Raw genomic sequence first — 25,621 nt, 5'->3', positions numbered from 1 at the left:
CCTGCTTCGCGGTCAGGTGCTGAGGCGGCGATGGCGGACGAGGCGACGCAGGCCGTCGCTCCTGGCGGACGCCGCCCGGCCCGCGTCCGGGCGCAGGGCCGAGGCCAGGCGGCCACGCACCTCCCCCTCGTCGAGGTGCGGCCCGATCGCGACCAGCCCGTCCGGGCCGTGCGGGCCGCCGTCGTGCGAGGCGATGTACACCTGTCGCCCGACGAGATGTACCACGTACCTCCGCAAGGCCCTGCCTGTGTCGACGACGACCGTCCCCTTGAGCCGGTAGACCCCGGCAGGCGGGTCCTCGAGCAGGTCGACGAGCGCCCCGGGGTCGACCGGCTCGGGTGCCAGGACCGCGACCGTGTCGGCGTGGGGATGCTCACCGTGGCGGTGATGGCGCTCACCGGAGCGGACGAGAGCGCCCAAGGGGAGCTCGTCGGCGGGGTCAGCCGCAGCGGCGGCGTCGAAGACGAGCGCCGGGTCGATCCGGCCACCGGGCGCCACGACGACCGTCACGTCCGGGTTCCTCGCCCGCACCGCCGCCGTGAGGTCGCGCAGGCGCGGCGCACGCTCGGCCTCGGCGAGAAGGTCCGTCTTCGTCACGACGACGAGCGACGCGGCCGCGAAGCGCTCCGCCCGCAGGGTCCCGTCAGCGAGGAGTCCGGGCGCTGCGAGAGCGTCGAGCACCTCGACGACGCCGCCCGGCCGGACCCGCTCGACGCCGCTGAACCGCACCAGCCGGCGGAGCACACGCGGGTCGGCGACGCCGCTCGCCTCCACGACCACGACGTCGAGGCGGAGGCGGGGGTGCGTGAGCCGCTCGAGGGCGTCGTCGAGACCACCGGCGTCGGGCAGGCAGCACAGGCACCCGCCCGCGATCGACGCGGGCTCGTCGACCTGCCCACGCACGAGCGCGGCGTCGCCGCCGATCGCGCCGAAGTCGTTGATCACGACCCCGACCCTCGCCCCGGGCGCGCACAGCAGGTGGTTGAGCAGCGTCGTCTTGCCGGCGCCCAGGTACCCGGACAGCACGACGACCGGCACCTGGGCGGTGCCGGTCGTCGGGGTGCCGGTCGAAGGTGCGCCCGACGGCGGGCGGAGGCTCATGCCCTCAGATCAGGCCGCGTCGCACGGCGTTCACGAGCCGCGGCGGGACCTGCGCCCGCTCCCCGGACGGTGTCCGGACGGTCACGAGCACGGGGAGGCTCGCCTTCCACTGCGCCCGCCGGCTGCGGGTGCGGCTGCGGGACGTCTTGCGCTTGGGGACCGCCATCAGCCCTGGCGGCCCTCCAGTGGGGGTTCTGCTTGTTGATCACGAACGTCTTGCCCCGACGCCGGACGACCTTGGAGCCCGGCTTGTCCTTGAGCGAGCGCAGCGACGCGCGAACCTTCATCGGGTGCTCCTCTCCTGCCGCCCGTAGCGGCGGTTGAACTTCTCGACGCGGCCCGCGGTGTCCACGACGCGCGCGTTGCCCGTGTAGAACGGGTGGCTCGCCGAGGAGATCTCGACGTCGACCACGGGGTAGGTGTTCCCGTCGGCCCACGCGACGGTCTTCTCGGGGCGCCCGGGGTTGCCCGGGTTGTCGGCCGCGAGCGTCGAGCGGGTGAGGAACGCGACGTCGGCCGACGCGTCCCGGAACACGACCCAGCCGTAGCCGGGATGGATGTCCTGCTTCATGAGTCCTCCTGGGAAGGGTGGGGCGACTGGGAAGAGCGGGGCGGCCGGCCGGGGCCGGTCACCAGCTGGACTTGGTGACGCCGGGCAGCTCGCCGCGGTGCGCCATCTCGCGCAGCCGGATGCGGCTGAGCCCGAACGCCCCGACGTAGCCGCGGGGGCGTCCGTCGACGACGTCGCGGTGGCGCAGCCGGGTCCGGCTGGCGTCGCGGGGCTGCTTCTGGAGCTCGACGACGGCGGCCCGTCGGGCCTCCGGGGTGGAGGCAGGCGAGGCGACGACGCGCTTCAGCTCGGCGCGCCGCTCGGCGTACCGCTCGACGACGGCGCTGCGCTGCTCGTTGCGCACGATCTTCGACGTCTTGGCCATCAGCGCTCCTCACGGAAGTCGACGTGGCGGCGGACGACCGGGTCGAACTTGCGTAGCACGAGCCGGTCGGGGTCGTTGCGGCGGTTCTTGGTGGTGACGTAGGTGAAACCTGTCCCGGCCGTCGAGCGGAGCTTGACGACGGGGCGAAGGTCGGCGTGCTTGGTGGCCATCAGAGCCTCTCTCCTCGAGCGAGGATCTGCGCCACGACGACGTCGATCCCCCGCTTGTCGATGATCTTGATCCCCTCGGTGGACACCCTGAGCCGGACGTGCCGGCCGAGCGAGGGCACCCAGTACCTCTTGCGCTGGACGTTGGGGTCGAACCGGCGCTTGGTGCGCACGTGCGAGTGCGAGATGGCGTGGCCGAACCCCGGGCGCTTGCCCGTGACCTGGCAGACGGCGGACATGGCCGCTCCTTCCGTGGTTGATCCGGCCACACTAGCGAATGATAATCGTTCTCACCAACGCGCTAGCATGGCCAACAATTCCCGCCCCGGAGAGGAACCTCATGACCCGCCGTCCCCGCCCCGACCGACCCGAGCGCGTCCCGGTGAGCGTCCTCGCGACGACCGACCCGGTCCTGCGCGAGCTCGCGATCCTCGACCTCCTGGTCGACGCGCCCCGCACCGTCGTCCTGCGCCACGACCTGCACGTCGACGACGGCGAGCTGCACCGTGTCGTCCTCGACGGCACCGCCGTGCTCGCCGACGAGCGGATCCCCCTCGCGCACGCGTGCCTGAGCTGCTCGGTGCGGGAGGACGCGATCCCGACGATCGACCGGCTCACGCGCGACGGCCGGTGGGACGCCGTCGTCCTCGCGCTCCCGGTCACCGCCGAGTCCCTGCCCGCAGCCCGCGCCCTCGCCTGGGCCACCCGACCCGCAGGTGGAGAGCTGCGCCGCGCGCGGCTCGCGTCCGTCGCGTGCGTCGCCGAGGCGGCGCGCCTCGAGCACGACCTCCTCGACGACGACACGCTCGAGGAGCGGAGCCTGGCGCTCCACGCCGACGACGACCGCTCGCTCGGCGAGGCGATCGCCGCCCAGCTCGAGCACGCGGACCTCGTCGTCCTCGCCGAACCCGTCGGGGAGGACGCGACGCGCGCCGAGGTCCGCGGCTCGCAGCTCGTCGACCACCTCCGCGGACCGGGCACCGCGCGGATCGACGGCCTGACGCACCTGACGTCGTCGACCCTCGCCTCGCTCCGGCACGACGCGCGGGCCGCCGAGCACCGCTCGGACCCGCTGCACGCGCACGTCCGTCCCGGCCAGGGCGACGTGTGGTCGCTCGAGCTCGCGAGCGACCGCCCGTTCCACCCGGAACGGCTCGTCGAGCAGATCGAGCAGCTCGGCGCCGGGCGGATCCGCGGCCGCGGCGTCTTCTGGGTGCCGAACCGGCCGGACACCGTCTGCGTCTGGGACGGCGCGGGCGGTCAGCTCCACGTCGGGACGAACGGGCGCTGGGGGCGCCGGGCGCGACGGACCCGGCTCGTGCTCACGGGCGTCGGCGACGAGCGGCCCGCACTGGCGCAGGCCTTCGACGACGTGCTCGCTACCCCGGCCGAGGCGGCCGACGGCGGCCTCGCGTGGCTCGGCCGCGACGACGTGCTCGCGCCGTGGCTCGGCGACCGGGCCGACGCGTGAGCGTCAGCCCGGGCAGGTGAGCGTCAGCTCTTGCGGCCGTACCGGCGGTTGAACTTCTCGACGCGACCCGCGGTGTCCACGACGCGCGCGGTGCCCGTGTAGAACGGGTGGCTCGCGGACGAGATCTCCACGTCGATCACGGGGTACGTCTTGCCGTCGGTCCACTCGACCGTCTTCTCGGGACGGCCCGGGCCGCCGGCGTTGTCGGCGGAGAGCGTCGAGCGGGTCAGGAACGCGAAGTCCGCCGACGCGTCCCGGAACACGACCCAGCCGTACTCGGGGTGGATGTCGTTCTTCATGGTCGGCTCCTCGGTCCTCGTCGTCGGCGCTCCTTCGAGCGTCCCCCGCACGAACAGTGATGGCAACCCCGGAATTCCTCCGGGCCCGGGCGGCCGCGGCGTCAGACGACCGACGCCATCCGCTCGACGGCCTCCGCGAGGATCGCGCGCGACGTCGCGAGGTTGAGCCGCACGTGCCCGGCTCCGCCCGGTCCGAACGTCAGCCCGGGGTTGAGCGCGACCCGCCCCCGGTCGAGGAACGCACGGGCGGGGTCGTCCCCGAGCCCGAGGCCGCGGCAGTCCAGCCACGCGAGGTAGGTCGCGTGGTCGCGGCGATAGCCGACGCCGGGCAGCCGGTCCGCGAGCAGCCCGGCCAGCAGGGCGCGGTTCGCGTCGAGCGCCGTCAGCACCTCGTCCAGCCACCCGCACCCCGTCTCGAGCGCCGCGGTCTGGGCGATCACACCCACGTGGTTGACGCCGTCGAGCGCGTGCTCCGGAACCTTCGCGAGGTCCGCGGCCGCGCCGGGTCCCGCGACCAGCAGCGCCGCGCGGAGCCCGCGAGGTTCCAGGCCTTCGACGGCGACACGAGCGCCAGCGCGCGCTCCCCGCCCGGCACCTGCAGGACCGACGTGAACCGCGGGACGTGGTCGACGCCGGGACGACCGCTGAGCGGCGCGTGGATCTCGTCCGACACGACGCGCACGCCGTGCCGGTCGGCGAAGACGAGCAGCCGCTCGAGCTCGTCCGGCGTGTGCGCGGTGCCGGTCGGGTTGTGCGGGTTGGCCAGCAGGTACACCGCGGCCCGGCCCGACGCCCGGGCCTCGCCGAACGCCCGGTCGAGCGCGCCGCCGTCGGCCAGGTCGAGCCTGCCCTCGGGTGTGAGGGGCGCGTCGATCGTCCGCCGGCCCGCGCCGGGCACGAACTGGTAGAAGGGCGGGTACACGGGCGGGCTCACGACGACGGCGCCCCGGGCTCCGTGAGCGCCCCCAGCGCGTACACGATGCCCGTCATGACGTCAGCCACCGTCATGGTCAGGGCCGGGTCGACGTGCCAGTCCCACCGGTCCGCCGCGTACGCGGCCCACGCCTCCGCGTACCGGAAGCCGTGGTCGTAGCCCGTGTCGCCGTCGTGCAGCGCCCGGGTGACCGCCTCGACGATCCCCGGCGCGAGGACGGCGTCCATCTCCGCGACCCACAGCGGCAGCATGTCCGGCGCGTACTCGCGCCACTTGACGCTCGTGCGCGTCCGGAGCTGGTCGAGGGTCAGCGTGTTGAGCGGGTCGAGCGGCGTCGCGGCAGTCACAGGACGAGGCTAGCGACGCGCCGGACGGGCGCACCCCGCGAGGGGTGCGCCCGTCCTGGGACCAGGTGCGGCGTCGACCGCGGGGACGGAGTCAGACCGCCGGAGCCGGCACCGCACGGACGACGTCGCTCCAGACCTCCGGGGCGAGCGTGCGCGGCTCCTCGCCGTCCACGGCCGCCCAGGCGCGGCACCGCGTGATGGTCGAGTCGAGAAGACGACGCAAGCGCACGTCGACGTCCGGGCTCGCGGACTCCGCGATGGCCAGCACCGCGGACCCGACGATGCTCGGCGCTGCGTCGCGCACGAACCGTGCCGGCTTCGCGATCGAGCCACGGCAGAACTCCTCGGCCCAGGCCGTCGTCGCCGGGGCCTCCGCGAGCGCCGACCGCGACTCGAGGGACCGCGTGCCCGGCTCGCGGGCGTCGAGGTCGTCGAGGATCCGTTCGCACGCGATGATCGCGACCGCGAGCGTGCGCTGACGGTACTCGGGGGCGTCGGGCAGCGCGGCGACGGCGGCGTCGAGCGCGATCTGGATGTCCCAGTGCGGGTCGTCGCTGCTCACGCCGATGACCGACGGGATCAGCGGGGCGAGCTGCGGGCGTCCGGTGTCGGACGTCAGGTCGTTCACGGCGCGTGCCAGCATCGCGAGCAGCGGATGCGTGCACGCCGGGTGGTCCGACCACTTCTCACCCGCCAGGTACGACGCCAGCTCCATGAAGCAGGCGCCCTTGCGCGGGTTGCGGTGCTTGCCACGTCCCAGCATCGGCAGGACGTCGTACGCGGTAGCCATGAGGGCCACCCCTCGGGTCGGTCAGCACGGTTTCGAGAGCCAACACCCGGCGTCGTCGCCGGTGGTTCCAGTGTCGCGCGGGTCACACCGTGTCGCAACGGTGAGAAACCAGATCGCCTCCGTCCGAACGCGACCAGAGGGCCACGACGGCCTCGACCACCCTCTCCGGGTGCTCGAGAGCGACGAGGTTGAAGACGTGATCGACGACCTCCATCGAGGCGTCCGGGGCCACGGACGTCAGCGTCGTGGCGTACCGCTGCGCGGCCTGCGCGCTCTGGGCGCCGACCACGGCGACGGTCGGGCAGACGATGTGCCGCCCGATGACCTCGGCCGGTGGTGCCGGCCGCAGCTCGCTCATCCCGACCCGGAACACGCCGAGCCTGGACACTCGAAGCGCGCCGCCGCTCACCACCACCGCCGCCTCCGGGTCGTACCGCCTGCGCCGGGGGCCGAGCGCCCCGAGCATCAGGAGCTCGACGAGCGGGGCGACCGAGCCCACTGCGAGCTGCGCCACGAGAAGCACCCGCATGATGGCACGCTGCCACCACACACGCCTCAGGTCGAGCGAGCCCAGCAGCGCGAGGGACCGGACCCGGTCGGGGTGCCGCGCGGTGGCCACCAGGCCGACCCGCGCACCCCAGCCCTCCCCACCCAGTCGGCGTCGGCGACGCCGAGGGTGTCCAGCACGGTCATCGCTGCATCGGCGCACTGGGCTGAGGTGAACAGGGACGGCGGCGGCTGGCTCGCACCGTGCCCCGGGCCATCGATCATGATGAGAGCGCGATGCCGGACGAGCGCCGGGAGCACGCGAGCCCACTCCTCGCTGTCCACCACCAGGCTGTGCCACAGCAGCGCGGCCGGGCCGGAGCCGACGCGCTGCACGTGGAGTGCCCCGACGCAGGTAGGCACGACCAGATCCACTGCGCCGCCACCAGACTCGCCCATCCATCACCCCTCACGCCACGAACGACTCTCCTCCTCGCGGCGACGACGATCCATGGTCCGACCAACCCCAGATGCACGCGTCCCAGTGCCTGAGCACAAGCTTGACGGTCTCCTGGGGACGTTCGACCGGCGCGAGCCGGAACACGGACTCGAGCACGTCGCTGGACCCATGCGGCATCGCGCCGGCGACCAGCGCAGCGTCGGCGGCGGTGAAGGCCGCGTCCGCGCCTCCCGCGACCACGAGCGTAGGCACCTCGATCCGGCTGAGGACGCCGCTCAGATCCTCGGGGTGCAGGAGGGTGTTCCGCACGCTGCGGGTCATCGCGACCCGGTCGGCGCCGAGGAACGCCCGGCTCACCAGGATCGCGGCCTCGACGTCGGTGCGGCGCGCCCGCTCCCCCAGCAGCTCTGTCATGACGGCCTCGGTCACCGGCGCGAGCGGGCCGAGCACGCGGTACGGGACGAGCAGCGACGCCGACAGGTGCCGCCACATCGCGGGCAGCCGGTAGGGCGACGAGCTGAACATCGCCAACGACCGGAGCCGCTCGCCGTAGGTGGCGGCAAACGTCAGGCCGACACGCCCGCCCCACGCGACCCCCAGCCAGTCGACGACGCCGAGGTCGAGCGCGTCGAGCACGTCGAGCGCGGCGGCGGCGCAGTCGTGGATGCCGAACCGCCGCGGCGGGCACGCGCTCCGGCCGTGGCCGGGGGCGTCGACCATGACGAGCGTCCGGCGCTCCGCGAGGTCGGCTTCGACGCGGCACCACGACGACGAGTCGACGAGGAGGCTGTGCCACAGGAGGGCCGGCGGCCCGCTGCCCACGACGCGCACCGTCAGGTCGCCGAGGCAGGTCGGCACCTGCGTCGTCGTGTCCTGCCGTGCATCGGTCACGTGCCTGCGCTCCGTCGTCCCGGGGCTCACGGGAACCGCGCCCCTGCGCACGGGTCCGTCCTACGGTGAGGGGAGCCTTCCCGCGGAGGATCGTGACGCGGTTCCGACGCGTTTCACCCGCTCGCCGGGGCGTCAGGCGGAGTGCATCCGGGCGTACGTGCCGCCGCGCTGCACCAGCTCGACGTGGCCACCGACCTCGACGACGCGCCCGTGCTCCATCACCACGATGCGGTCCGCGCCCTGGATCGTCGACAGACGGTGCGCGACGACGAAGGTCGTGCGGCCCTTCATGAGCCGTCCGAGCGCCTCCTGCACGAGCCGCTCGGACGTGGTGTCGAGCGCCGACGTCGCCTCGTCGAGCACGAGGATCCGAGGGTCCCGGACCAGCGCGCGGGCGATCGCGAGCCGCTGACGCTGGCCTCCCGACAGGCGCGACCCGCGTTCGCCGATCACGGCGTCGAGGCCACCCATCTGCTCGACGAACTCGAGCGCGTTGGCGTCGTGGAGCGCGGCCAGGACGGCGTCGTCGGGCACGTCGACCCCGTAGGTGACGTTGTCCCGGACGGAGCCCTCGAAGAGGATCGACTCCTGCGGCACCACGGCGAGGTGCGTGCGGTAGGACCGGAGGTCGACGCCCGCGAGGTCGGTGCCGTCGACGAGCACCCGACCGGACCAGGGCGTCAGGAAGCCGATCACGGTGTTGAGGACGGTCGACTTGCCCGACCCGGACGGTCCGACGAACGCGACGGTCTCGCCGGCCCGGACGTCGAGGGTGAGGTCGTCGAGCGCGAGGACGGTGTCACCGCCCGGCTCGTCGTAGAGGTAGGTGACGTGGTCGAACGTGATCGCGCCGTCGACGTGGTCGATGCGTCGCTTGCCGTGGTTCTGCTCGACGTCGTTCGCGCCGAGCACGTCGCCCATCGACCGCACCGACTCGAGCCCCTTGGTGACGATGGGCACGAGCCCCACGAGACCCGTGACCGAGGCGATGAGCGTGACGAAGTAGCTCGAGAGCATGACGACGTCGCCCGCGGACACGGGGAAGAAGCCCGTCCACGCGACCCATGCCGCCCCGACCAGGCACACCACGGACAGGAGCTGGAACATGGTCCAGCTCAGCGCGCCGAAGCGGGTGTTGAGCACGTCGAGGCGGATCCCGGCCTGGCGCACGCGCGTGAGCGTCCCGTTCATGCGGTCGAGCTCGCGCGACTCGAGCGCGTGCGCGCGGGTCACCGGGATGAGGTGCGTCATCTCGCTGACACGCGCGGACATCTGCTCGACCTCGGCGCGGAAGCTCGCGTTGCGCTGGTTCATGCCGCGGCGCGTCGTGAAGATCAGCGCGGCGGACGCGGGGACCGCGAGCGCGAACACGGGCAGGAACTCGGGCACGTTGATCCCGGTGAGGACCATCGCACCGACCAGCGTGACGACGGCCGCGAGTCCCGCGTCGTAGGCGGAGCGGCTGGCCTCGACGACGTTCTCGACGTCGCGGACGATCTTCGCCTGGAGCACGCCCGCGCTGGTCCGACGGTGGTAGCCGATGCTGAGCTCCTGGAGCCGCTGCGTCAGGCCCATGCGGAGCGTCGTCTCGGTGTGCCGGACGGCCAGCGAGAGCTGGCGACCGTAGATCGTGGAGACCGGGAGGTTCTGGGCGATCACCACCGCCATGATCGCGGCGGAGATCCAGAGCTCGCGCAGGGGCCGGTGGTCGACGACGACGTCCACGACGCGCGCCGTGAGCGCCGGCATGAGGAACACGGGCGAGTGCTTGACCACGAACGCCAGTGCCGCGGCGAGCAGGTGCCACCGCTGGGGTCGGTAGATGCGGGCGATGGTGCGGAGGGGTCGGGTGCCGTCGTAGTCGTCTTCCAGGCGCGTCACATCCTCCATTGTCGGGGCGCGGGCACCAGAACACGAAACGATTCGACCCGCGAGGCAAGGCTTCACCGCGGATGATGGCGGGATGACCGACAGCCCGCGTGAACGGCTGGCCGCGGTGCGGCGTGACGCGATCGAGCGTCTCGCGTCGCTCGAGGCGCAGCTGGACGACATCGCCGAGGCGCGACGTGGGGCGAACTCCGACGACGAGCACGACCCCGAGGGCTCGACCCTCGCGTTCGACCGCGCCCAGGCCGCGGTGCTCGCCGCGGACAGCCGGCACGTGATCGAGGAGGTCGACGCCGCCGTCGGACGACTCGACGCCGGCACCTACGGCGTCTGCGAACGGTGCGGGCGGCCGATCGGCGCGGCGCGGCTCGAGCTCCGCCCCACCGCGCGGCTGTGCGTCACGTGCCAGGCGCAGGCCGAGCGACGGAGCGGGTGACGCCGAGTCAGCGGGGATCCTGCGGGTCGGTGCCGATCCGGCACTGACTCGAGGGGGACCCGCTGACTCGGCGGGAGGCCCGTCAGTGGTGGGCGCGCAACGGGACGCCCGCCACCAGCCCACCGTCGACGACGAACTCCGCACCGGTCGAGTAGCTCGACTCGTCGGACGCGAGGAACACGACGAGCTGCGAGACCTCCTCCGGCTTGGCGGCGCGGCCGAGCGGGATCATGAGGTCGTCGGGGTTGAGGGACGCGGTCATAGGCGTCTCGATGAACCCGGGGTGGATCGAGTTGACGCGCACGCCGCGCGGCCCGAGGTCGAGCGCGACGGACTTCGTGAGCCCGCGGACGCCGAACTTCGAGGCGACGTAGCCGTGCAGACCCGGGCTACCGCGCAGGCCCTCGACGGACGAGATGTTGATGATCGACCCCGACCCGGCCTTCGCCATGATCCCCGCGACGGCGTGGATGCCGAGGAACGTGCCGGTGAGGTTGATGTCGATGATCTTCCGCCACATCTCGGGCGTGAACTCGGTGATGGCGGCGCCGTTCGCGATGCCGGCGTTGTTGACGAGCACGTCGACGGTCCCGAACGCCTCGACGGTCGCCGCGACGGCAGCCGCCCAGTCGTCCTCGCTCGTCACGTCGAGGTGCACGTAGCGTGCGGCGTCGCCCAGCTCGGCGGCGAGCGCGGCGCCCTTCGCGTGGTCGAGGTCGGCGATCATCACCTTCGCGCCCTCGGCGACGAGCGCCTTCGCGTGCGTGGTGCCCATGCCTCCGGTCCCTCCGGTGACGATGGCGACCTTGTCCTGTACACGGCCCATGGTGGGGCTCCTCTCGTGAGACCTCGTGGGTGCCGGTGTGATCCCGCGGTCGGCGGGTGGTCTCAGGGGTGGCCGGGTCCGGTGGGGCGGCGGTCCACCACGCGGGCAGCACGGCGCGCGCGACCCGCGGGAAGAAGTCGGGGTCACGCGGGGCGGGCGACGCGAGCCACGTCTCGAGCGCCCCGATGGAGCCGAGGGCCACGTAGCGCGCGTATGCCCGGACCTCGCGTGCTTCCGCTGCGTCGCCGACGACGGCGCTCGCCTCGGCAGGGTCCACCGCCTGGCCGTCGGGTCGCCCGGGCGCCAGATGGCCGGTCTCGCCAGGGGCGACACCGGGCGCCGTCGGGCGGAGCTCCGCAGGGGACGCAGCCACGGGTGCCGGGCCAGGAACGTCTCGAGGGTGCGCGTGAAGTGGTCGGCGAGCAGCGTGGACAGGGGCGCGCTGAGGGTCGCGCCGGACGTGGCGGGGCCTTCGTCCGCGGGCGACCACGACCCGGAGCGCTCCTGCTCGTCGGCGCCGACGAGCGCACGCTCGTAGACCGCCGCGTGGCGCTCGACGTGCTCGGCGACCGCGCGCGCGACCTGGTCGACGACCCCGAGCGGGTCGGGCGGCGCGGCGGCGCCCCGGCTGGCATCCGACGCGGCGTCGGGGTCGAGGAGCCGGGTCCAGATCTCGTCGAGCTCTTCGGCGAGGACCGCGACGAGCAGCGCCGCGGGGCTGGTCGCGTGGTCGTAGAAGGTAACCCGGTTGATCCCGGCGCGACGCGCGACCTCGACCACGGAGAGGTCGCCGACGTCGTGCTGCGCGGCGAGTTCGAGCACGGCGGCGCGCAGCGCGCGCGCGTGCGGACGGTCCGACGGTCCACGACACCTCCTGGGGAGCTCTCCCCTCGAGGGTACGCCGCTCGGCGCACATTAGGCAACATGTGTCGCCTAGCCTCGGAACGTTTCGTCTCTTATGACGAGACGTTTGTCCGGGGTGTGGACCAGTTGTTAAGGTTCCTCTTCGTACCGACCGGTACCCACTCCACCACCCAGGAGATCCCCGTGCCCGAGCGCCTGTTCACCGCGCGCCGCGACGTCGACTACCGACACGTCGCCAGCGCGCTGTGTCGCTGAACAGGTAGCGCTCCCTCCGAGCACACGGCCGCCGGCACCGCTGCCGGCCGCACCGAGCGGTTCCCGCTCACCCGGCCCCCGCACCACCTCCTTCGCCGCGCGCACCTGCGCGGTCGTCGTGCGGCCGGTCGAGCCCCATGCCACGTCAGCGTCCCGGCGCGCGTCGGCACCCAGCAGCACGACTCCGTCACCACCAGACAAGGAACCCCTGTGTCCACGTCCTCCCCCGCCGCCCGGCCCGACGCCGCCGCGGCTCCCGACGCCCCCGACCCAAGCGCGGTCCGCGCTGGCCGTCGTTCAGCGTCCAGATCATCGCGGGCCTCGTGCTCGGCCTCCTCCTCGGCTGGGTCGCCCGGTCGATGGGCGAGGTCGGCCCCGCCGGCCACGAGACGCCGAACTGGCTCACCACGACCCTCGGGACCATCGGCTCCGACTTCGTGACCCTCCTCAAGGCCGTCGTCCCGCCGCTCGTGTTCCTCGCGATCGTCGTGTCCATCGCGAACCTCAAGGGCGTCGCCAACGCGGCCCGCCTCGCGTGGAAGACGCTCCTGTGGTTCGCGATCACGTCGCTGATCGCGGTGGCCATCGGTATCGGGATGGGTCTGATCTTCCAGCCGGGCAAGCACACGTCGCTCGACATCTCCCAGGGCTCGGCCCCCAGCCACACCGGCACGTGGATCGACTTCCTCACCGGCCTGATCCCGGGCAACTTCCTCGGCCTCGGCGCCTCGACGCAGATCACCGACGGCTCCGCCGAGACGAACGTCAGCTTCAACGTCCTCCAGATCGTCGTCATCGCGATCGTCGTCGGGATCGCCGCCTACAAGTCCGGCAAGAAGGCCGACCCGTTCATCACGTTCAGCCGGTCCGCGCTCGCGATCGTCCAGAAGGTGCTGTGGTGGATCATCCGCCTCGCGCCCCTCGGCACCCTCGGCCTCATCGGCAACGCCGTCGCGTCGTACGGCTGGGACCTGCTGTCCCCGCTCGCCCGCTTCGCGATCGCGATCTACGTGGGCCTCGCGCTCGTGCTGTTCGTGGTCTACCCGGTGATCCTGCGCAGCAACGGCCTCAAGGTGTCGAGCTACTTCCGCGGCGCCTGGCCCGCGATCCAGCTCGCGTTCGTGTCGCGGTCCTCGATCGGCACGCTGCCCGTCACCGAGCGTGTGACCGAGCGCAACCTCGGCGTCCCGCGCGAGTACGCGTCGTTCGCCGTGCCGCTCGGCGCGACCACCAAGATGGACGGCTGCGCCTCGATCTACCCCGCGGTCGCCGCGATCTTCATCGCGCAGCTCTTCGGCATCCACCTGTCGATCACGGACTACATCCTCATCGCGTTCGTCTCCGTGGTCGGGTCCGCCGCGACCGCCGGCCTCACCGGCGCGCTCGTCATGCTGACGCTCACCGTGTCGACGCTGGGCCTCCCGCTCGCGGGCGTCGGCCTGCTCCTCGCGATCGACCCGATCCTCGACATGGGCCGCACCGCGACCAACGTCGCCGGGCAGGTGCTCGTCCCGGTGGTCGTCGCCAAGCGTGAGGGCATCCTCGACACCGAGCAGTACGACGCCGCCACGGCCGAGGACCTGTTCACCGACGACGACGCCGACGCGACGACCCCCGAGGCGCCGGCCACCGACGCCGAGGCGACCGAGGCGGAAGGCGAGCTGGTCGGCTCGGCGCGCTGACGCCGTCGGGCAGCGAAAGCGCCACGCGAATCAGTGCGAAACCCCGGGTCAGCGTCGAAATGACGCTGACCCGGGGGTTTCGCGCTGACTCGGCGGGGTGGCGGGAGCTCAGCGGCGCGTGGCGCGGCCCAGGTAGGTGAGCGGGCCGGCGTCGGGCACGTCGATCGCGGGGGCCGTCGTCGACGACGAACAACAGGTCGGGCTCGAGCGTCGCGTAGCGGCCCCCGTGCGTCCCCCTCGCCGAACACAGCGTCACCGTCGGCGACAGGGCTCAGTCGGTGAAGCGCTCCGAGCGCTCCGTCACGACGCCCGCGCCGAGGCCGCCGTTCGCGGCCGCGTCCCAGCGGTAGACCTCGGTGCCGGTGACGAACACCTGCTCGGCCCGGCTGTTCACGTCGAGCGGGTCGCCTGACCACACGACGACGTCGCCGTCGAGCCCGGGCGTGAGCGCGCCGACGCGGTCGTCGAGCCGCAGGAACGACGCCGGGTTCACGGTCAGCGCCTGCAGCGCCACGTCGCGGTCGAGCCCTCCTTGACCGCGAGCGACGCCTGGTGGACGAGGAAGTTGATCGGCACGACGGGATGGTCGGTCGTGATCGCGACCCGCACGCCGGCACGGGCGAGGCGCCCGAGGTTCGCGATGGCCCGCTGCCGGAGCTCGACCTTGGACCGGCTCGTGAACATCGGGCCGAAGATCACCGGGACGTCGCGCTCCGCGAGCACGTCCGCAAGCTCCGCGCCCTCGGTGCCGTGGTTCACGACAAGCCGGTAGCCGAACTCGTCGGCGAGGCGCAGAGCCGTCGCGATGTCGTCGGCACGGTGCGTGTGCTGGTCCCACGCGAGCTCGCCCTGCAGGACGCGGACCAGCGTCTCCTTGCCGAGGTCGCGGTCGAACGGCTCGCCCTTCTGCTCCGCGGCGTCGCGCTTCGCGGCGTAGTTCTGCGCGTCGACGAACGCCTTGCGGATCACCGCGGCGACGCCCAGCCGGGTCGCGGGCGCCTTCTTCTGGTCGCCGTACACGCGCTTGGGGTTCTCGCCGAGCGCCGACTTCACGGACACGGCGTCGGCGACGATCTGCTCGTCGACGGTCCGGCCGCCCCACGTCTTGATCGCGACGGTCTGGCCGCCGATCGGGTTGCCCGAGCCCGGCTTCACGACGACCGTCGTGACACCGCCCGCGAGCGCGTCCCGGAAGCCCTCCTCCTCGACGTTGATGCCGTCGAGCGCACGCAGGTGCGAACCGTTGGGGTCGGTCATCTCGTTGGTGTCGTTCCCGGCCCAGCCCTCGCCCTCCTCGTGGACGCCGACGTGGCCGTGCGACTCCACGAAGCCCGGGAGGACCCAGCGCCCACCCGCGTCGACCACGCGGACGCCGTCGGGCACGGTGACGTCCGACGACGTCCCCACGGCCTCGATCACGCCGTCCGTCACGAGGACGGTCCCGCCCTCGATCGGGGGCGAGGCGACGGGCACGACGTAAGCGTTGGTGATCGCGACGCTGCCGCGAGTGGTGGTGATCGGTCGGGTGGTCGGACGACTCTCGTGAGGATTGCTCATGAGATCCATCTTCGCCCTGCTGTCGATTCGGTCCGTGCCCGTCCGACGTGGTGGTGCAAGGGCACGCCTTCGGGTCCGACGTTCGATCGGGGGACGTCGCCGACCGCGCGCTCGGCCCGCTCCTCGCCGTCGACATCCGCGGAGACCGACGGGGCGCAGCGCGTGACGCCCTACGACCATCTGCCCGCCGTCCGCGCCGGCCTGCTGCGCCGGCTCGAACGCCCCGACGATGCCGCGGCCGCCTACCGCGAGGCCCTCGCCCTCACGGCCAACGACGTCGAGCGGGCTTTCCTCGCGGAACGGCTCGCCGACCTTCACCAGGGTGACGTGCGCTAGGAGTCGCGAATCGCCTCGATGAGACGATTCGCGAGCACGTCGTCGATGAAGTCGGAGACGGCCACATAGTCCTTCGCATCCTTGAAGCGCGAGACTCTGATCGCCTCGCGGCTCTCGTCCAGTGCCCGCTGGAGCACCAGTCGCAGCGCATCCGGGCCGAGCTGCTCCCACGAGACGACACCCTGCGAACGCACCAGCCGAAAGTCCCGGCAGACGGATTCCTGAACGGCCTCGATCAGCTCGTCGAACCGGCGGCGCGCTCGTCGGGGCAGCTCGACCTCGTACTCGTCGCTCACCTGGGGGTACCCGCCTCTTGTGTCGTCCGACAGTCACTCCACGGCCCACTGCGGTCGACACGCTAGACGTCCGGTCGGCAGCATCACCCGGCGACGCGCTGGGTGCCGAGGACGATCGCGAGCGCCAGCCGGTCGACGTCGTCGGTCCCGGGCTCGGCGGTGTAGACGGTGATGACCAGGTCGTCGCGCGCCACGGTCAGGTTGTCGCAGTCGAGCGTGATGAGCCCGACGGCGGGATGGTCGATGACCTTGTGCCGTGAGCGGTCGGGGTCGGCGTCGAGCTCGGCGGTGTCCCAGAGCTCCCGGAACCGGGGGCTCGCGGCCTCGAGCTCGCCGATCAGCCTGCGCAGTGCGGGGTCGGCCGGGTAGCGGCTCGCGGTCAGCCGGAGTCCCGCGACGAGGCTCTCCTCGAAGACGACCCGCTCCTCAGGCGCGTGGACAGCGCTCGTGCCGGGGCCGACGAGGTTGCGCCAGACGCCGTTGCGCTCGTTGCCGCGCCACGCGGACGTGTCGCCCATGAGCGCGTCATAGGGGGCGTTGGCGGTGACGAAGTTGAACGCTGCGTCCTGCACGATCACGGGCGTGTGGTCGAGGCGGTCGAGAAGGCGCTGGATGCTCGGCGTGACCCTGCCGGGAACGAGCCCCGCCCCGGGCGCGACCAGCCCGGCGAGCTCGAACAGGACGTCGCGTTCGCCGTCGGACAGCCGCAGCGCCCGCGCGAGCGCCTCCACGACCTGGCCCGACGGAGAGACCGCACGCCCCTGCTCGAGCCGGGTCAGGTAGTCGACCGAGATGCCCGCCAGGCCGGCGAGCTCCTCGCGTCGCAGCCCGGCCGCACGGCGACGGCGCCCCTCGGGCACGCCGACCGACTCCGGGGCAGCCCGGTCGCGCCACCGGCGCACGGCGGTGCCGAAGTCCCATGCCTCCATGGAGCCAGTCTGCGCGCGTCGAGGGCCGCCGTCCTGGCCCTGACAGTCCTACGACAACGGGACGACTGCCTGTCGCGCGGCTCCCGGCGCAGTCTGGAGGACATGACGACAACACTCATCACCGGGGCCAACAAGGGCTCGGCAAGGAAACCGCCCGACTGCTCCTCGCCGCGGGCCACACCGTCTACGTCGGCTCGCGGGACGAGGCCCGCGGCCGCACCACCGCCGACGAGCTCGGCGCCCGCTTCGTCCAGCTCGACGTGACCGACGACGCGTCGGTCGCCGCCGCCCTCGCGCGGATCGAGGCCGACGGCGGGCTCGACGTCCTCGTCAACAACGCCGGCATCGCGCTGCGCACGGGCGACGGCGGCGCCGAGGCGCTCGACGGCCCGAGCGTCCTTGCCGTGTTCGACACGAACGCCGCGGGGATCGTCCGGGTCACCGAGGCCGCGCTGCCGCTGCTGCGACGGTCCGCGAACCCGGTGGTCGTGAACGTGTCGAGCGCGCTCGGGTCGTTCTGGGCGGTGCACGAGCCGTCGCGCCCGGCGTCGCGGTTCCCGTCGATCGTCTACGGGTCGAGCAAGGCCGCGGTCTCGATGATCACCGTGCAGTCCTCCCGCGCGGTGCCGGACGTGAAGTTCAACGCCGTCGAGCCGGGCATCACCGCGACCGAGCTCGGCGGGGCCGGCGCCGAGAACCACCCCGGCCGCCCCGCCGCGGAGAGCGCGGAGGTCGTGGCGCGCCTCGCGACCATCGGCCCCGACGGCCCGACCGGCACCTTCCAGGAGGACGCCGGTGAGCTCGGCTGGTGAACCCGGCGCGCGGCGCGCGTCAGCGGGCGCACGCCGCGCGCAGCGCGTCGCCGTTCTCCTCCAACCACGCCCGACGGCGCAGGATCACGTCCCCGACGCCCTCGCCCCACATGCGGGCCCAGCCACCCCCGAGCGTCGCGGCGCGGTGTCGCATGAGGTGCCACGATCGCGCCGTCCGCAGCAGGGCGGCGTCGACGATCCTCGCGCGGTCGGCCTCCGACGCGTCGTAGGCGTCGAGCACGAGCCGCACCCGGCGCGACACGTCGACGTCGCGCAGCAGGGGGTCGCGGTCGACGGGGTCGACCAGCGGCGCCCACCACACGAGCAGATTGACGAGCTCGTCGACGCGCGTCGCCGGGCCAGCGAGGTCGAAGTCGATGAGCGCGACAGCCTCACCCTCGCGGAACACCACGTTCTCGGGCGTGATGTCGAGGTGCCCGACGATCTCGGGCTCCTCGGCGGGCGCGGGCGGCGTGTCCGGCGGCTCCTCCGCCACCCCGCGTTCCGCCCGGACGCCGGCGGGCGGGACGAACGACGCCGTCGCGTCGTCGTACCGGCGGACCAGCCGCGTGAGCGACACGAGCCGGTCCTCGTCGGCGATCCAGTCCGGCCGAGGCCGCCCCGCGACCTCCCCTCGACGAAGGTCAGCGTCTCCCGGCCCTGCGCGTCGAGCCCCAGGAACCGGGGTGCGCCGTCGAACCCGACGGCCTCGAGGTGGCGCAGGAGGGCGTGCACGTACGGCGAGTTGGGGTTGGTCGGACGGCGCACGGTCGCCCCGACCCGCACCACCCCGACCGTCACGTCGCCGCCGGGCAGCAGGATCTCGGGCTCGTCCGGGTCAGTCGCGGGGTCCGTCGGCTCGCTCACCCAGCGACCCTACGCAACGATCGCTCGCTCACGAGCGCACGCGGGTCTCAGCCCTGACCCTGGTCGTAGACGAGCCACGGCGACGACGCGTCGGCGCGCTCCAGGAAGATCCCCCACGTGACGTCGCCCGGTCCGACCGTCGCATCACCGCCCTGCATCTCGAACGAGACCGCAGCCATGGCAGCCCGGTCGGGATCGAGGTCGGTCCCCGCAGCCGCGTCCTCCCCCATCAGCACGTTCGTGATCGTCGGGTGCCCGTACCCCGACCGCGACCCGAGCCCGTACAGGCTGTGCTTCAGCCACGCCTCCTGGATCTCGTCGAACATCCCCGGCGTCGTGACCGCACGGAGCACGCGCTCGTCGTCGGCGTTCACCGCGTCCAGGTACGCCTGGACGACCTGGCCGGGCGTGGCGTCGTCGGGCGGGAGAGCGACGTCGGACCCGTGGTCCGAGGACCACCGCGCGCCCGTCCCGAACGCCGCCGCGAGCGCCAGCGCACCGACACCCGACAGCCCGACGACGCGCCACACCCTTCGTGCCATGCCGCGCACCCTAGCGGTCCCCGACCTGCGCCCGCTCTGGCCCACCGTTGGCGTGAATGACGCGAGACCGACGGCATTTCCTCCCATCCGGCCGCGGGTGGACGCCCCGACACGCGCGTCCTGGCGGCGCCCACGCTGCTCGGCGCGTGGGCGACCGTCGCGACGCAGCCCCTCGAGGGGCACGGCAGGTACGACTTCCGCGAGACCATCTCCCCGTGGTTCCGGTCGCTCCGGTACCTCCAGCCCGACCCGTCTTTCATAGCGGGGGTGGGACCCGTCCGAACGCCCGGGAGCGACCTCCCGCCGCTGACCCGCGTTGTCAGAACGAGGGTCCCGTATTCGGGGTCCTCGTTCTGACACGCGCGGGCTCGCTCACGGCTGGCGCGTGAGCACCTCGAGCCGGGCGCGGTACTCGGCTTCGTCGATCTCCCCGCGGGCGTAGCGCTCGCCAAGGACCCCGATCGCCGTCTGGTTGCCTCGCGCCCACGGCGGGCCGTACGCGCCGCCGGACTGCCAGCGCCGTCGGGCGCCGCGCGCCACCAGGAACACGATCGACGCGATCAGCAGGAACCACAGGATCGGGAAGACGACCCACCAGCCGAAGCCGGGGCCGCCGCCGCCGTGCCAGTAGGGGTGGGCGACCACGGCCGCCTGGGCCGGGACGAGAGCGCTGAGCATGATGACCTCCTCCGTCACGCCGGGCCGTTCTCCGGGGCCCGACGACGGCCGCTTCAGCCGCACCCTCACCGTCACCCGCCGGGCGTGGCCGGGTCGTCCCCCGAGAGTTGGCGACCTGGTACCTCCCTCGTGCCGTCGTAGCGGCACCAGCCACCGCGGCGCACAGGGTCCGGCCACTCGGCACGGTGATTCGTGCCGATATGCCCTCAACTCGGATGCGACCGGACGGGAGCTGTGGTGGCTGGTGCCGCTACGAGCGGGTCAGTCGGTCCACCCCGGCCGGACGAGCCCCGCCTCGTACGCCAGCACGACGAGCTGAGCACGGTCCCGGGCCCCGAGCTTCGTCATCGTGCGGGAGACGTGCGTCTTGACCGTCGACTCCGAGAGGTACAGTGCCCGCGCGATCTCGTCGTTCGACAGCCCGCGCGCCACCTCGACGAGCACCTCGCGCTCGCGGGGCGTGAGGTCGTCGAGGCCGGGCGGCGGTGCGACGGGCCGGGTCGCGTCGGCGACGCGCGCGAGCAGGCGCCGCGTCACCGTCGGCGACAGGAGCGCGTCACCGTGCGCCGCGACCCGCACCGCACGGACGAGGTCGGCGGGCTCGGTGTCCTTGACCAGGAACCCGCTCGCCCCCGACCGGATCGCCTCGGCCACGTACTCGTCGAGCTCGAACGTCGTCACCACCACGACGTGCGTGCCCGACGCCGCCGGGTCGGCCACGATCCGCCGGGTCGCCTCGAGCCCGTCGAGCCCGGGCATGCGGATGTCCATGAGCACGACGTCGGGCCGCAGGTCGTGCGTGAGCCGCACGGCGTCGTCGCCGGTCGACGCCTCCCCGACGACCGTCATGTCGGGCTCCGAGTCGACCAGCGCGCGGAACCCGCCCCGGACGAGCACCTGGTCGTCGGCCAGCAGCACGCGGATCGCGCCGTCGTCGGGCACGCTCGCTCCCCCGCTCATGTGCCCTCACCCTTCGCGTCCGGCCTGTCAGAACGTGGTGCCCGTATACGGATGTCTCGTTCTGACACGCGGGTCGGGTGCGCGTGGGTGTCAGAACCGGGTTCCTGTATCCGGGCACCACGTTCTGACAGGTCCGGGGGTGCGAGGGGGACGCGGGCCTCGACCTCGAACCCCGGCCGTGCGTCGTCGCGGGCCCCCGCCCGCACGACGCCGCCCGCCGCCTCGACCCGCTCACGCATCCCCCGCAGCCCGTACCCCGACGACGGCGCAGCCTCGCCCTCCGCGGCGGGTCCGGGCCCGTCGTCGCTCACCCGGACGACGAGCGCGCCGCCGCTCGAGGGATCGGCCTCGAGCTGCACGTCGACGCGCGTCGCCCCGCTCGCGTGCCGACGGGCGTTGGTCAGCGCCTCCTGCACCACCCGGTAGACGACGCCCGCGACGTGCGGCGGCACCTGGGCGCGGAGCCCCGGATCGAGGGCGTCGTCGAGCGTCGCGACGGGCCCGCCGGGGACGGTGAACTCGTCGACGAGTCGCGGGAGCGCGTCGAGCGTCCACGAAGGTGCACGGGGTGCGGGACCGGCGCCCGCAGGATTCCCGGTGTCGCCCGCTGTCGGAGCCGCCACCGTCGCCCCACCCGACCCCGTGCCCGGTGTCGCGGGTCCGCCCGCGGGAGCGCCGTCGTCGGCCCGGACGATCCCCAGGACCGACCGCACCTCGTCGAGGGCGTCGCGGCTCGTCGACCGGATCTGGGTCAGTGCGGACCGCGCCTGCTCGACGTCGCGGTCCAGCAGGTGCAGCCCGACGCCCGCCTGCACGGTGATCGCGGAGAGCGAGTGGGCGAGGACGTCGTGGAGCTCGCGGGCGATGCGGAGGCGTTCGGCGGTGACGGCGTCGTACTCGCGCCGGTCGGCGGCCTCGCGAGCCCGGGCCCGACGTTCGGCGAGCCGGTCGAAGCGGCCCCGCAGGGCCCGCGAGCAGCAGCAGCACGCACGACCACGCGACCCCGCCGACGATCGCCGCGGACGACGGGAACGCCTCGTCGCGGGCCGTGAACGCCAGCGGCACGACGACCGCGAGCGCTCCCAGACCCGACCAGGCGGCGATCCGCCCCGACCGCGCCGGGCCGCTGAGGACGAGCGCGACGAGCACCCCTTCGGTCGAGCCGAACACCGGCCCGAGGGGTAGCCCGCGAGCACGTACGCGCCGAGCGCAGCGACGGTGACGACGACGGCGGTCACGCGCCGGCGCAGGGAGAACGCCACCACGAGCGGGGCGACGGCCAGCAGGAGGACGGCGCCGACATCGAGCGCGCGGGCGTCGTGCGCGAACCGGTGCGACGCCCCCAGGGTCCCGACGAACGCCACGAACGCGAGCGCGATCGCGAGGAAGAGGCGCGGTCGGCGGCGGTCGAGCGGGCCGGGCGGGGCCGGGAAGGTCGTGCTGGTCGTGCCCGCCCCGGTCATGCCCTCCACCGTATTCGCGGGTGGCGTGCCGCGCGTCGGACCCGGGGCCCACGCCGACCGGTACCCGGGTGCCGGGCGGTGCTGTCGGTGCCCACCGGGCAGGATGGGGCCCATGACCGGCCGTCTGCTCCTCCTCGACACCGCCTCGCTGTACTTCCGCGCTTACTTCGGGGTGCCGGACTCCTCCGCGCGCCCGACGGCACGCCCGTCAACGCGGTGCGCGGGCTGCTCGACATGATCGCGACGCTCGTCACGGACCACCGGCCCACGCGCCTCGTGGCGTGCTGGGACGACGACTGGCGGCCGGCCTTCCGGGTCGCGGCGATCCCGTCGTACAAGGCGCACCGGGTGTCCTCCGAGGTTGCAGCGGAGACGCCCGGGCCGGACGTCCGCCCGGGCTGGGTCGAGGAGGTGCCGCCGGCGCTGGTCGCGCAGGTGCCGGTGATCGTGGAGGTGCTGACGGCGCTCGGCATCGCGCGCGTCGGGGCGCCCGGCTTCGAGGCCGACGACGTGATCGGCACCCTCACGGCCCGCGAGGTCGCTCGCCCCGCCGACGAGCGGGACCTCGTCGACGTCGTCACGGGCGACCGTGACCTCTTCCAGCTCGTCGACGACGACGCCGGCGTCCGCATCCTCTACCCGGTCAAGGGCATCAAGAACCTCCTGACCGTCGACCAGGCGGTCCTGCGCGAGAAGTACGGCATCCCCAGCGGCCCCGCGTATGCGGACATGGCGATCCTGCGCGGCGACCCGTCCGACGGGCTCCCGGGGGTCGCGGGCATCGGCGAGAAGACGGCCGCGGCGCTGATCGAGAAGTACGGCACGCTCGACGGGATCCTCGCCGCCCGCGACTCGACCGACCCCGGGCTCACCGCGACGCAGCGCCGCCGGCTCACCGAGGCGTCCGACTACCTCGACGTCGCGCCGGGCGTCGTGCGGGTCGTGCGCAGCGCGCCCGTGGCGCTCCCCGCCTCGTCGCCCGCCCGCCCCGTGCCCGACGACGTCCCCGCCGCCCCCGCGGACCCGGACGCGCTCGAGGCGCTCGTCGAGCGGTGGGGGCTGGCGTCGAGCGTGCGCCGCGTGACGGAGGCCTTCTCGCAGCGCACTGCGGGCTGACGGCCCCTGCCTGCGGGACGCCCGGCGATGCCTCAGGTCTGATGGAAGCCGATCGTCCCTCCGGCGACGACCATCCAGCGCCGGGGCTGGTCGAGCAGCACCGTCTCGGGATCGACGGTGTCGAGGACGACGAGGTCCGCGGGAGCTCCGACCGTGACACCACAGGTCACGCCTGGCTCGACGACTCCGGCGGGGACCGTGGTCACCGCGTCGAGCAGCCGGTCGAGGTCCGACTGCTCCGACACGTGACCCACGCGCGCGGCCAGGAGGGCGATGTCGAGCAGGTCGGCCCGACCCGTCGGGGTGAAGGCGTTGCGGACGTTGTTGGAGGACAGCGCAACCCGGACCCCGTGTGCCCACAGATCGTGGAGCGGAGCGACTCCGCGGCGCACGTTGACGGTATCGCCTCGCCCGCCGAGGTGAAGGTCCGTGGCGGGGAGCACGGTTACCGCGACGTCGGCGGCCGCGAGCGCGTCGAGCACCGGCCCCCGCACTCCCGGTGCCATCGCGGCGAGGCTGGTGACGTGGCCGATCGCCACGCGACCCTGGAGCCCTCGGGCGACGGTCGAGCGGGCCACGTACTCGGCGAGCGTGAACCTCGGGTCGTCGGCGTCGTCGGCCAGATCGAGGTGCAGGTCCGCCGGCACGCCGTAACGGACGGCGAGGTCGAGGACCAGGTCGACGTGCGCACGCGCGTCGTCGGCCGTCGCCTCCACGTAAGGGCAGCCGCCGACGACGGCGCCCGGCAGGTCGAGGGCCTCCTCGAGGAGTTCGAGCGTCCCGGGCCGGACGAGCAACCCTTCCTGCGGGAAGACGGCGAGCTGCACGCGTGTCAATGGTGCGACGCGGGCGGCGGCCTCGAGCACCCCTGGACCCCGACCAGGCCGACACCGGGATCGACCTCGGTGTGTGCCCTGATGAGCGTCGTACCGTTGCTCGCAGCCAGCCGCGCGACGTGCTCGGCCCTGGACGCGACGTCCTCGACCGTGAATGAGGCCTTGCGGCGGGTGGTCCAGACGATCGCACCCGCCAGCCCGACGCCGCCGGCCGGCCCGCCCAACCACGCTTTGTCCAGGTGGAGGTGGGACTCAACCATCCCCGGGACGACCACCCGGCCGGACAGGTCCACCACCGTGTCCCGTTCGTCGGACGACGAAGGCGACACGTCGTCGGTCGGCACAGCGTCGGCCGGGGCAGCACCGGTCTGCACGGCGCCGGTCTCGACAACGGCGCCGACCCGCCGAACGAGCCCGTCCGCGATCTCGACGTCCCACAGCCCGGCACGCCCCCGCAACCGTGCGTTCGTGAGGATCATGGCGCGACACGCGCTCCGACGCGTCGGAGCTCCTCCACGCTGGAGACGACGAAGCTCAACGCGCCGTCGTCGTCCACGGGGCCCCGGAGCTCGTCGAGCGCGAGCGCGCCGCCGGCTTCGGCGCGCTCCTCGTAGGCGGTGGTCATGCTCCTCAGCGTTGCGAGCTCGTGCGCGTCCAGGTCGGGGTCAGCGGCGTACCACCGTGGGTCGTCCACCCACAGCGGCATCTCGGCCCGCGTGCCGATGACGCCCTCCACCGACAGCGGCACCGACGGGTTGGCGACCAGCAGCACCGCCAGGATGGCGTCCCAGTCCAGCACCCCCTCACCGACGGGGAGCAGGAATCGCCCGATGCCGTCCGCCGTCCGCCACAACCCCACGTCGCGCAGGTGCGTGGCACGAACGTACGGCGCGACGCGGCGCGCGGCCGCGACCGGATCCTCCCCTCGGACGACCACGTTGGCCGAGTCGAACGTGACCCCGAACGCGTCCGGCCCTGCCTCTTCGACGAGCCGGACGACCTCGCGTGACGTGATCTCCTCGTGCGTCTCGAGGTTGAGGTGGGCGTCGTTCGCGCGGAGCACCGGCGCGAGCAGGCGCAGCACCTTCGCGGTCGCGGCGAGCTGGGCGGGCCACGTCACGTCGGTGCGGAACCGGTCGCAGGCAAGGATCGAGGCGAAGCGGAACTGGTAGTTGCACGTGGCGGCCCACAGGTCGTGGACCCCGAGACCGGCCACCAGCTCGATGAGGCGACCGAAGCCCCGCAGGTAGTCGCCGTCGCCGACCTGCCGGAGCTGGGGAGCTCCGGGGCCGTGAAGGGGTTGACCTTCCCGATGCCGACCTGGACGTAGAGCCCGAGGTCGCGCGCGTGCGCCACGGCCTCGGCCATCTGGCCGCGATCCAGGGTGGGGCTCAGCTC

The 25,621-nt window shown here is 73.3% G+C and carries 32 protein-coding genes and 3 pseudogenes; 7 read left to right on the top strand and 28 right to left on the bottom strand.

Features of this window, described 5'->3' with window-relative positions; all coding sequences use genetic code 11:
* Positions 1 to 12: 12 nt before the first annotated feature.
* The 7 genes and pseudogenes from QQK45_RS09305 to rpmB form a co-directional block, all read right to left on the bottom strand.
* Positions 13 to 1,101: a CobW family GTP-binding protein gene (locus tag QQK45_RS09305; RefSeq protein WP_284293029.1), complete on the bottom strand. Its 1,089-nt coding sequence runs from the start codon at positions 1,099 to 1,101 to the stop codon at positions 13 to 15.
* 4 nt (positions 1,102 to 1,105) lie between these two features.
* The gene (gene rpmF / locus QQK45_RS09300; protein ID WP_284293028.1) at positions 1,106 to 1,267 is read right to left on the bottom strand and encodes a 50S ribosomal protein L32; all 162 of its coding nucleotides are present in this window, start codon (positions 1,265 to 1,267) and stop codon (positions 1,106 to 1,108) included.
* Between the two features lie 10 nt (positions 1,268 to 1,277).
* Positions 1,278 to 1,388: pseudogene (locus tag QQK45_RS09295) on the bottom strand (ribosomal protein bL36); the annotation flags it as partial.
* On the bottom strand, positions 1,385 to 1,672 hold the full coding sequence (locus QQK45_RS09290) for a type B 50S ribosomal protein L31 (RefSeq protein ID WP_284293027.1): 288 nt from the start codon (positions 1,670 to 1,672) through the stop codon (positions 1,385 to 1,387). The pseudogene QQK45_RS09295 and the gene QQK45_RS09290, both read right to left, overlap by 4 nt.
* 58 nt (positions 1,673 to 1,730) lie before the next feature.
* Positions 1,731 to 2,036 (bottom strand): 30S ribosomal protein S14, encoded by a 306-nt coding sequence (gene rpsN / locus QQK45_RS09285; RefSeq protein WP_284293025.1) that lies wholly within the window; start codon positions 2,034 to 2,036, stop codon positions 1,731 to 1,733.
* Positions 2,036 to 2,206, bottom strand: coding sequence for a 50S ribosomal protein L33 (gene rpmG / locus QQK45_RS09280; protein WP_284293024.1), 171 nt, complete (start codon positions 2,204 to 2,206; stop codon positions 2,036 to 2,038). The genes rpsN and rpmG overlap by 1 nt, the downstream gene beginning before the upstream one ends.
* The gene (gene rpmB, locus QQK45_RS09275) at positions 2,206 to 2,442 is read right to left on the bottom strand and encodes a 50S ribosomal protein L28 (protein ID WP_284293023.1); all 237 of its coding nucleotides are present in this window, start codon (positions 2,440 to 2,442) and stop codon (positions 2,206 to 2,208) included. The genes rpmG and rpmB overlap by 1 nt, the downstream gene beginning before the upstream one ends.
* A 101-nt stretch (positions 2,443 to 2,543) precedes the next feature.
* Between rpmB and QQK45_RS09270 the strand changes: the two genes are divergently transcribed.
* Positions 2,544 to 3,674, top strand: coding sequence for a CobW family GTP-binding protein (locus QQK45_RS09270; RefSeq protein ID WP_284293022.1), 1,131 nt, complete (start codon positions 2,544 to 2,546; stop codon positions 3,672 to 3,674).
* Between the two features lie 23 nt (positions 3,675 to 3,697).
* On the opposite strand, the gene QQK45_RS09265 is transcribed toward QQK45_RS09270, so the two are convergent.
* From QQK45_RS09265 to QQK45_RS09235, 9 genes are all read right to left on the bottom strand, one after another.
* The gene (locus QQK45_RS09265; RefSeq protein ID WP_284293020.1) at positions 3,698 to 3,973 is read right to left on the bottom strand and encodes a type B 50S ribosomal protein L31; all 276 of its coding nucleotides are present in this window, start codon (positions 3,971 to 3,973) and stop codon (positions 3,698 to 3,700) included.
* Positions 3,974 to 4,074: 101 nt separating this feature from the next.
* Positions 4,075 to 4,413, bottom strand: a complete 339-nt coding sequence (locus tag QQK45_RS22095; RefSeq protein ID WP_348525186.1) for a beta C-S lyase family protein — start codon at positions 4,411 to 4,413, stop codon at positions 4,075 to 4,077.
* The gene (locus tag QQK45_RS22090) at positions 4,410 to 4,907 is read right to left on the bottom strand and encodes an aminotransferase class I/II-fold pyridoxal phosphate-dependent enzyme (protein ID WP_348525185.1); all 498 of its coding nucleotides are present in this window, start codon (positions 4,905 to 4,907) and stop codon (positions 4,410 to 4,412) included. Before QQK45_RS22090 ends, QQK45_RS22095 begins: the two co-directional genes overlap by 4 nt.
* Positions 4,904 to 5,254 (bottom strand): beta C-S lyase family protein, encoded by a 351-nt coding sequence (locus QQK45_RS22085; protein WP_348525184.1) that lies wholly within the window; start codon positions 5,252 to 5,254, stop codon positions 4,904 to 4,906. The genes QQK45_RS22090 and QQK45_RS22085 overlap by 4 nt, the downstream gene beginning before the upstream one ends.
* A 91-nt stretch (positions 5,255 to 5,345) precedes the next feature.
* Positions 5,346 to 6,044, bottom strand: coding sequence for a hypothetical protein (locus QQK45_RS09255; RefSeq protein ID WP_284293019.1), 699 nt, complete (start codon positions 6,042 to 6,044; stop codon positions 5,346 to 5,348).
* Positions 6,045 to 6,126: 82 nt separating this feature from the next.
* A complete protein-coding gene (locus QQK45_RS09250) occupies positions 6,127 to 6,573 on the bottom strand; it encodes a hypothetical protein (RefSeq protein ID WP_284293018.1) in 447 nt (148 codons plus the stop codon).
* 26 nt (positions 6,574 to 6,599) lie between these two features.
* Positions 6,600 to 6,953 (bottom strand): alpha/beta fold hydrolase, encoded by a 354-nt coding sequence (locus QQK45_RS09245; protein WP_284293017.1) that lies wholly within the window; start codon positions 6,951 to 6,953, stop codon positions 6,600 to 6,602.
* 46 nt (positions 6,954 to 6,999) lie between these two features.
* Positions 7,000 to 7,881, bottom strand: a complete 882-nt coding sequence (locus tag QQK45_RS09240; protein ID WP_284293016.1) for an alpha/beta fold hydrolase — start codon at positions 7,879 to 7,881, stop codon at positions 7,000 to 7,002.
* A gap of 132 nt (positions 7,882 to 8,013) precedes the next feature.
* Positions 8,014 to 9,771, bottom strand: coding sequence for an ABC transporter ATP-binding protein (locus QQK45_RS09235; RefSeq protein WP_284293015.1), 1,758 nt, complete (start codon positions 9,769 to 9,771; stop codon positions 8,014 to 8,016).
* A 73-nt stretch (positions 9,772 to 9,844) separates the two neighbouring features.
* On the opposite strand from QQK45_RS09235, the gene QQK45_RS09230 reads away from it, so the two are divergent.
* A complete protein-coding gene (locus QQK45_RS09230) occupies positions 9,845 to 10,204 on the top strand; it encodes a TraR/DksA family transcriptional regulator (protein WP_284293014.1) in 360 nt (119 codons plus the stop codon).
* 82 nt (positions 10,205 to 10,286) lie between these two features.
* On the opposite strand, the gene QQK45_RS22080 is transcribed toward QQK45_RS09230, so the two are convergent.
* Positions 10,287 to 11,852, bottom strand: coding sequence for a glucose 1-dehydrogenase (locus tag QQK45_RS22080; RefSeq protein ID WP_348525183.1), 1,566 nt, complete (start codon positions 11,850 to 11,852; stop codon positions 10,287 to 10,289).
* 434 nt (positions 11,853 to 12,286) lie between these two features.
* Between QQK45_RS22080 and QQK45_RS09215 the strand changes: the two genes are divergently transcribed.
* Positions 12,287 to 13,831, top strand: coding sequence for a dicarboxylate/amino acid:cation symporter (locus QQK45_RS09215; RefSeq protein ID WP_431310251.1), 1,545 nt, complete (start codon positions 12,287 to 12,289; stop codon positions 13,829 to 13,831).
* A 271-nt stretch (positions 13,832 to 14,102) separates the two neighbouring features.
* Here the strand turns inward: QQK45_RS09215 and QQK45_RS09210 are convergent.
* Positions 14,103 to 15,388: pseudogene (locus QQK45_RS09210) on the bottom strand (amidohydrolase).
* Positions 15,389 to 15,550: 162 nt separating this feature from the next.
* Here QQK45_RS09210 and QQK45_RS09205 point away from each other — a divergent pair.
* The gene (locus tag QQK45_RS09205; RefSeq protein WP_284293013.1) at positions 15,551 to 15,724 is read left to right on the top strand and encodes a hypothetical protein; all 174 of its coding nucleotides are present in this window, start codon (positions 15,551 to 15,553) and stop codon (positions 15,722 to 15,724) included.
* Here QQK45_RS09205 and QQK45_RS09200 read toward each other — a convergent pair.
* The gene (locus tag QQK45_RS09200; RefSeq protein WP_284293012.1) at positions 15,721 to 16,020 is read right to left on the bottom strand and encodes a hypothetical protein; all 300 of its coding nucleotides are present in this window, start codon (positions 16,018 to 16,020) and stop codon (positions 15,721 to 15,723) included. The genes QQK45_RS09205 and QQK45_RS09200 overlap by 4 nt on opposite strands.
* Positions 16,021 to 16,103: 83 nt before the next feature.
* Positions 16,104 to 16,949, bottom strand: a complete 846-nt coding sequence (locus QQK45_RS09195) for a helix-turn-helix transcriptional regulator (protein WP_284293011.1) — start codon at positions 16,947 to 16,949, stop codon at positions 16,104 to 16,106.
* On the opposite strand from QQK45_RS09195, the gene QQK45_RS09190 reads away from it, so the two are divergent.
* Complete coding sequence (locus tag QQK45_RS09190; RefSeq protein ID WP_284293010.1) at positions 16,940 to 17,761, top strand: SDR family NAD(P)-dependent oxidoreductase; 822 nt, start codon at positions 16,940 to 16,942, stop codon at positions 17,759 to 17,761. The genes QQK45_RS09195 and QQK45_RS09190 overlap by 10 nt on opposite strands.
* A gap of 19 nt (positions 17,762 to 17,780) precedes the next feature.
* On the opposite strand, the gene QQK45_RS09185 is transcribed toward QQK45_RS09190, so the two are convergent.
* Together QQK45_RS09185 and QQK45_RS09180 are read right to left on the bottom strand one after the other, a co-directional pair.
* Complete coding sequence (locus tag QQK45_RS09185) at positions 17,781 to 18,362, bottom strand: phosphotransferase (RefSeq protein WP_431310327.1); 582 nt, start codon at positions 18,360 to 18,362, stop codon at positions 17,781 to 17,783.
* 313 nt (positions 18,363 to 18,675) lie between these two features.
* The gene (locus QQK45_RS09180) at positions 18,676 to 19,170 is read right to left on the bottom strand and encodes a DUF4829 domain-containing protein (protein WP_284293008.1); all 495 of its coding nucleotides are present in this window, start codon (positions 19,168 to 19,170) and stop codon (positions 18,676 to 18,678) included.
* Positions 19,171 to 19,245: 75 nt separating this feature from the next.
* On the opposite strand from QQK45_RS09180, the gene QQK45_RS09175 reads away from it, so the two are divergent.
* On the top strand, positions 19,246 to 19,527 hold the full coding sequence (locus tag QQK45_RS09175; protein ID WP_348525346.1) for a respiratory nitrate reductase subunit gamma: 282 nt from the start codon (positions 19,246 to 19,248) through the stop codon (positions 19,525 to 19,527).
* Between the two features lie 15 nt (positions 19,528 to 19,542).
* Here the strand turns inward: QQK45_RS09175 and QQK45_RS09170 are convergent, their stop codons facing one another.
* From QQK45_RS09170 to QQK45_RS09160, 3 genes are all read right to left on the bottom strand, one after another.
* On the bottom strand, positions 19,543 to 19,848 hold the full coding sequence (locus QQK45_RS09170; protein ID WP_284293007.1) for an SHOCT domain-containing protein: 306 nt from the start codon (positions 19,846 to 19,848) through the stop codon (positions 19,543 to 19,545).
* 261 nt (positions 19,849 to 20,109) lie between these two features.
* Positions 20,110 to 20,808: a response regulator gene (locus QQK45_RS09165; RefSeq protein WP_284293006.1), complete on the bottom strand. Its 699-nt coding sequence runs from the start codon at positions 20,806 to 20,808 to the stop codon at positions 20,110 to 20,112.
* Positions 20,805 to 22,271 (bottom strand): sensor histidine kinase, encoded by a 1,467-nt coding sequence (locus QQK45_RS09160; RefSeq protein WP_284293005.1) that lies wholly within the window; start codon positions 22,269 to 22,271, stop codon positions 20,805 to 20,807. Before QQK45_RS09160 ends, QQK45_RS09165 begins: the two co-directional genes overlap by 4 nt.
* Before the next feature lie 112 nt (positions 22,272 to 22,383).
* Between QQK45_RS09160 and QQK45_RS09155 the strand changes: the two are divergent.
* Positions 22,384 to 23,387: pseudogene (locus QQK45_RS09155) on the top strand (5'-3' exonuclease).
* 32 nt (positions 23,388 to 23,419) lie between these two features.
* On the opposite strand, the gene QQK45_RS09150 reads toward QQK45_RS09155, so the two are convergent.
* Genes QQK45_RS09150 through QQK45_RS09140 form a run of 3 tightly spaced genes read right to left on the bottom strand, consistent with a single transcriptional unit; the run spans position 23,420 to position 25,439 of the window.
* On the bottom strand, positions 23,420 to 24,214 hold the full coding sequence (locus QQK45_RS09150) for an amidohydrolase family protein (protein WP_284293004.1): 795 nt from the start codon (positions 24,212 to 24,214) through the stop codon (positions 23,420 to 23,422).
* Between the two features lie 5 nt (positions 24,215 to 24,219).
* A complete protein-coding gene (locus tag QQK45_RS09145; RefSeq protein WP_284293003.1) occupies positions 24,220 to 24,702 on the bottom strand; it encodes an amidohydrolase family protein in 483 nt (160 codons plus the stop codon).
* Positions 24,699 to 25,439 (bottom strand): sugar phosphate isomerase/epimerase family protein, encoded by a 741-nt coding sequence (locus tag QQK45_RS09140; RefSeq protein ID WP_284293002.1) that lies wholly within the window; start codon positions 25,437 to 25,439, stop codon positions 24,699 to 24,701. The genes QQK45_RS09145 and QQK45_RS09140 overlap by 4 nt, the downstream gene beginning before the upstream one ends.
* Positions 25,440 to 25,621 lie beyond the last annotated feature (182 nt).

This window comes from Luteimicrobium album, assembly GCF_030161555.1.
In the GTDB taxonomy this organism is placed as follows: domain Bacteria; phylum Actinomycetota; class Actinomycetes; order Actinomycetales; family Cellulomonadaceae; genus Luteimicrobium; species Luteimicrobium album.
This window is presented reverse-complemented; position numbering and strand designations above follow the sequence as displayed.

Excerpts from the sequence above, each read along its gene's own strand:
- QQK45_RS09265 (WP_284293020.1), bottom strand. The coding sequence starts at position 3,973 with ATGAAGAACGACATCCACCCCGAGTACGGCTGGGTCGTGTTCCGGGAC.
- QQK45_RS09190 (WP_284293010.1), top strand. The coding sequence starts at position 16,940 with ATGCCTCCATGGAGCCAGTCTGCGCGCGTCGAGGGCCGCCGTCCTGGC.
- QQK45_RS09250 (WP_284293018.1), bottom strand. The coding sequence starts at position 6,573 with ATGCGGGTGCTTCTCGTGGCGCAGCTCGCAGTGGGCTCGGTCGCCCCG.
- QQK45_RS09270 (WP_284293022.1), top strand. The coding sequence starts at position 2,544 with ATGACCCGCCGTCCCCGCCCCGACCGACCCGAGCGCGTCCCGGTGAGC.
- rpmB (WP_284293023.1), bottom strand. The coding sequence starts at position 2,442 with ATGTCCGCCGTCTGCCAGGTCACGGGCAAGCGCCCGGGGTTCGGCCAC.
- QQK45_RS09235 (WP_284293015.1), bottom strand. The coding sequence starts at position 9,771 with ATGGAGGATGTGACGCGCCTGGAAGACGACTACGACGGCACCCGACCC.
- QQK45_RS09255 (WP_284293019.1), bottom strand. The coding sequence starts at position 6,044 with ATGGCTACCGCGTACGACGTCCTGCCGATGCTGGGACGTGGCAAGCAC.
- rpsN (WP_284293025.1), bottom strand. The coding sequence starts at position 2,036 with ATGGCCAAGACGTCGAAGATCGTGCGCAACGAGCAGCGCAGCGCCGTC.
- QQK45_RS09290 (WP_284293027.1), bottom strand. The coding sequence starts at position 1,672 with ATGAAGCAGGACATCCATCCCGGCTACGGCTGGGTCGTGTTCCGGGAC.
- QQK45_RS09170 (WP_284293007.1), bottom strand. The coding sequence starts at position 19,848 with ATGCTCAGCGCTCTCGTCCCGGCCCAGGCGGCCGTGGTCGCCCACCCC.
- QQK45_RS09195 (WP_284293011.1), bottom strand. The coding sequence starts at position 16,949 with ATGGAGGCATGGGACTTCGGCACCGCCGTGCGCCGGTGGCGCGACCGG.
- rpmG (WP_284293024.1), bottom strand. The coding sequence starts at position 2,206 with ATGGCCACCAAGCACGCCGACCTTCGCCCCGTCGTCAAGCTCCGCTCG.
- rpmF (WP_284293028.1), bottom strand. The coding sequence starts at position 1,267 with ATGGCGGTCCCCAAGCGCAAGACGTCCCGCAGCCGCACCCGCAGCCGG.
- QQK45_RS09180 (WP_284293008.1), bottom strand. The coding sequence starts at position 19,170 with ATGGCACGAAGGGTGTGGCGCGTCGTCGGGCTGTCGGGTGTCGGTGCG.
- QQK45_RS09305 (WP_284293029.1), bottom strand. The coding sequence starts at position 1,101 with ATGAGCCTCCGCCCGCCGTCGGGCGCACCTTCGACCGGCACCCCGACG.
- QQK45_RS09165 (WP_284293006.1), bottom strand. The coding sequence starts at position 20,808 with ATGAGCGGGGGAGCGAGCGTGCCCGACGACGGCGCGATCCGCGTGCTG.
- QQK45_RS09230 (WP_284293014.1), top strand. The coding sequence starts at position 9,845 with ATGACCGACAGCCCGCGTGAACGGCTGGCCGCGGTGCGGCGTGACGCG.
- QQK45_RS09145 (WP_284293003.1), bottom strand. The coding sequence starts at position 24,702 with ATGATCCTCACGAACGCACGGTTGCGGGGGCGTGCCGGGCTGTGGGAC.
- QQK45_RS09215 (WP_431310251.1), top strand. The coding sequence starts at position 12,287 with ATGCCACGTCAGCGTCCCGGCGCGCGTCGGCACCCAGCAGCACGACTC.
- QQK45_RS09160 (WP_284293005.1), bottom strand. The coding sequence starts at position 22,271 with ATGACCGGGGCGGGCACGACCAGCACGACCTTCCCGGCCCCGCCCGGC.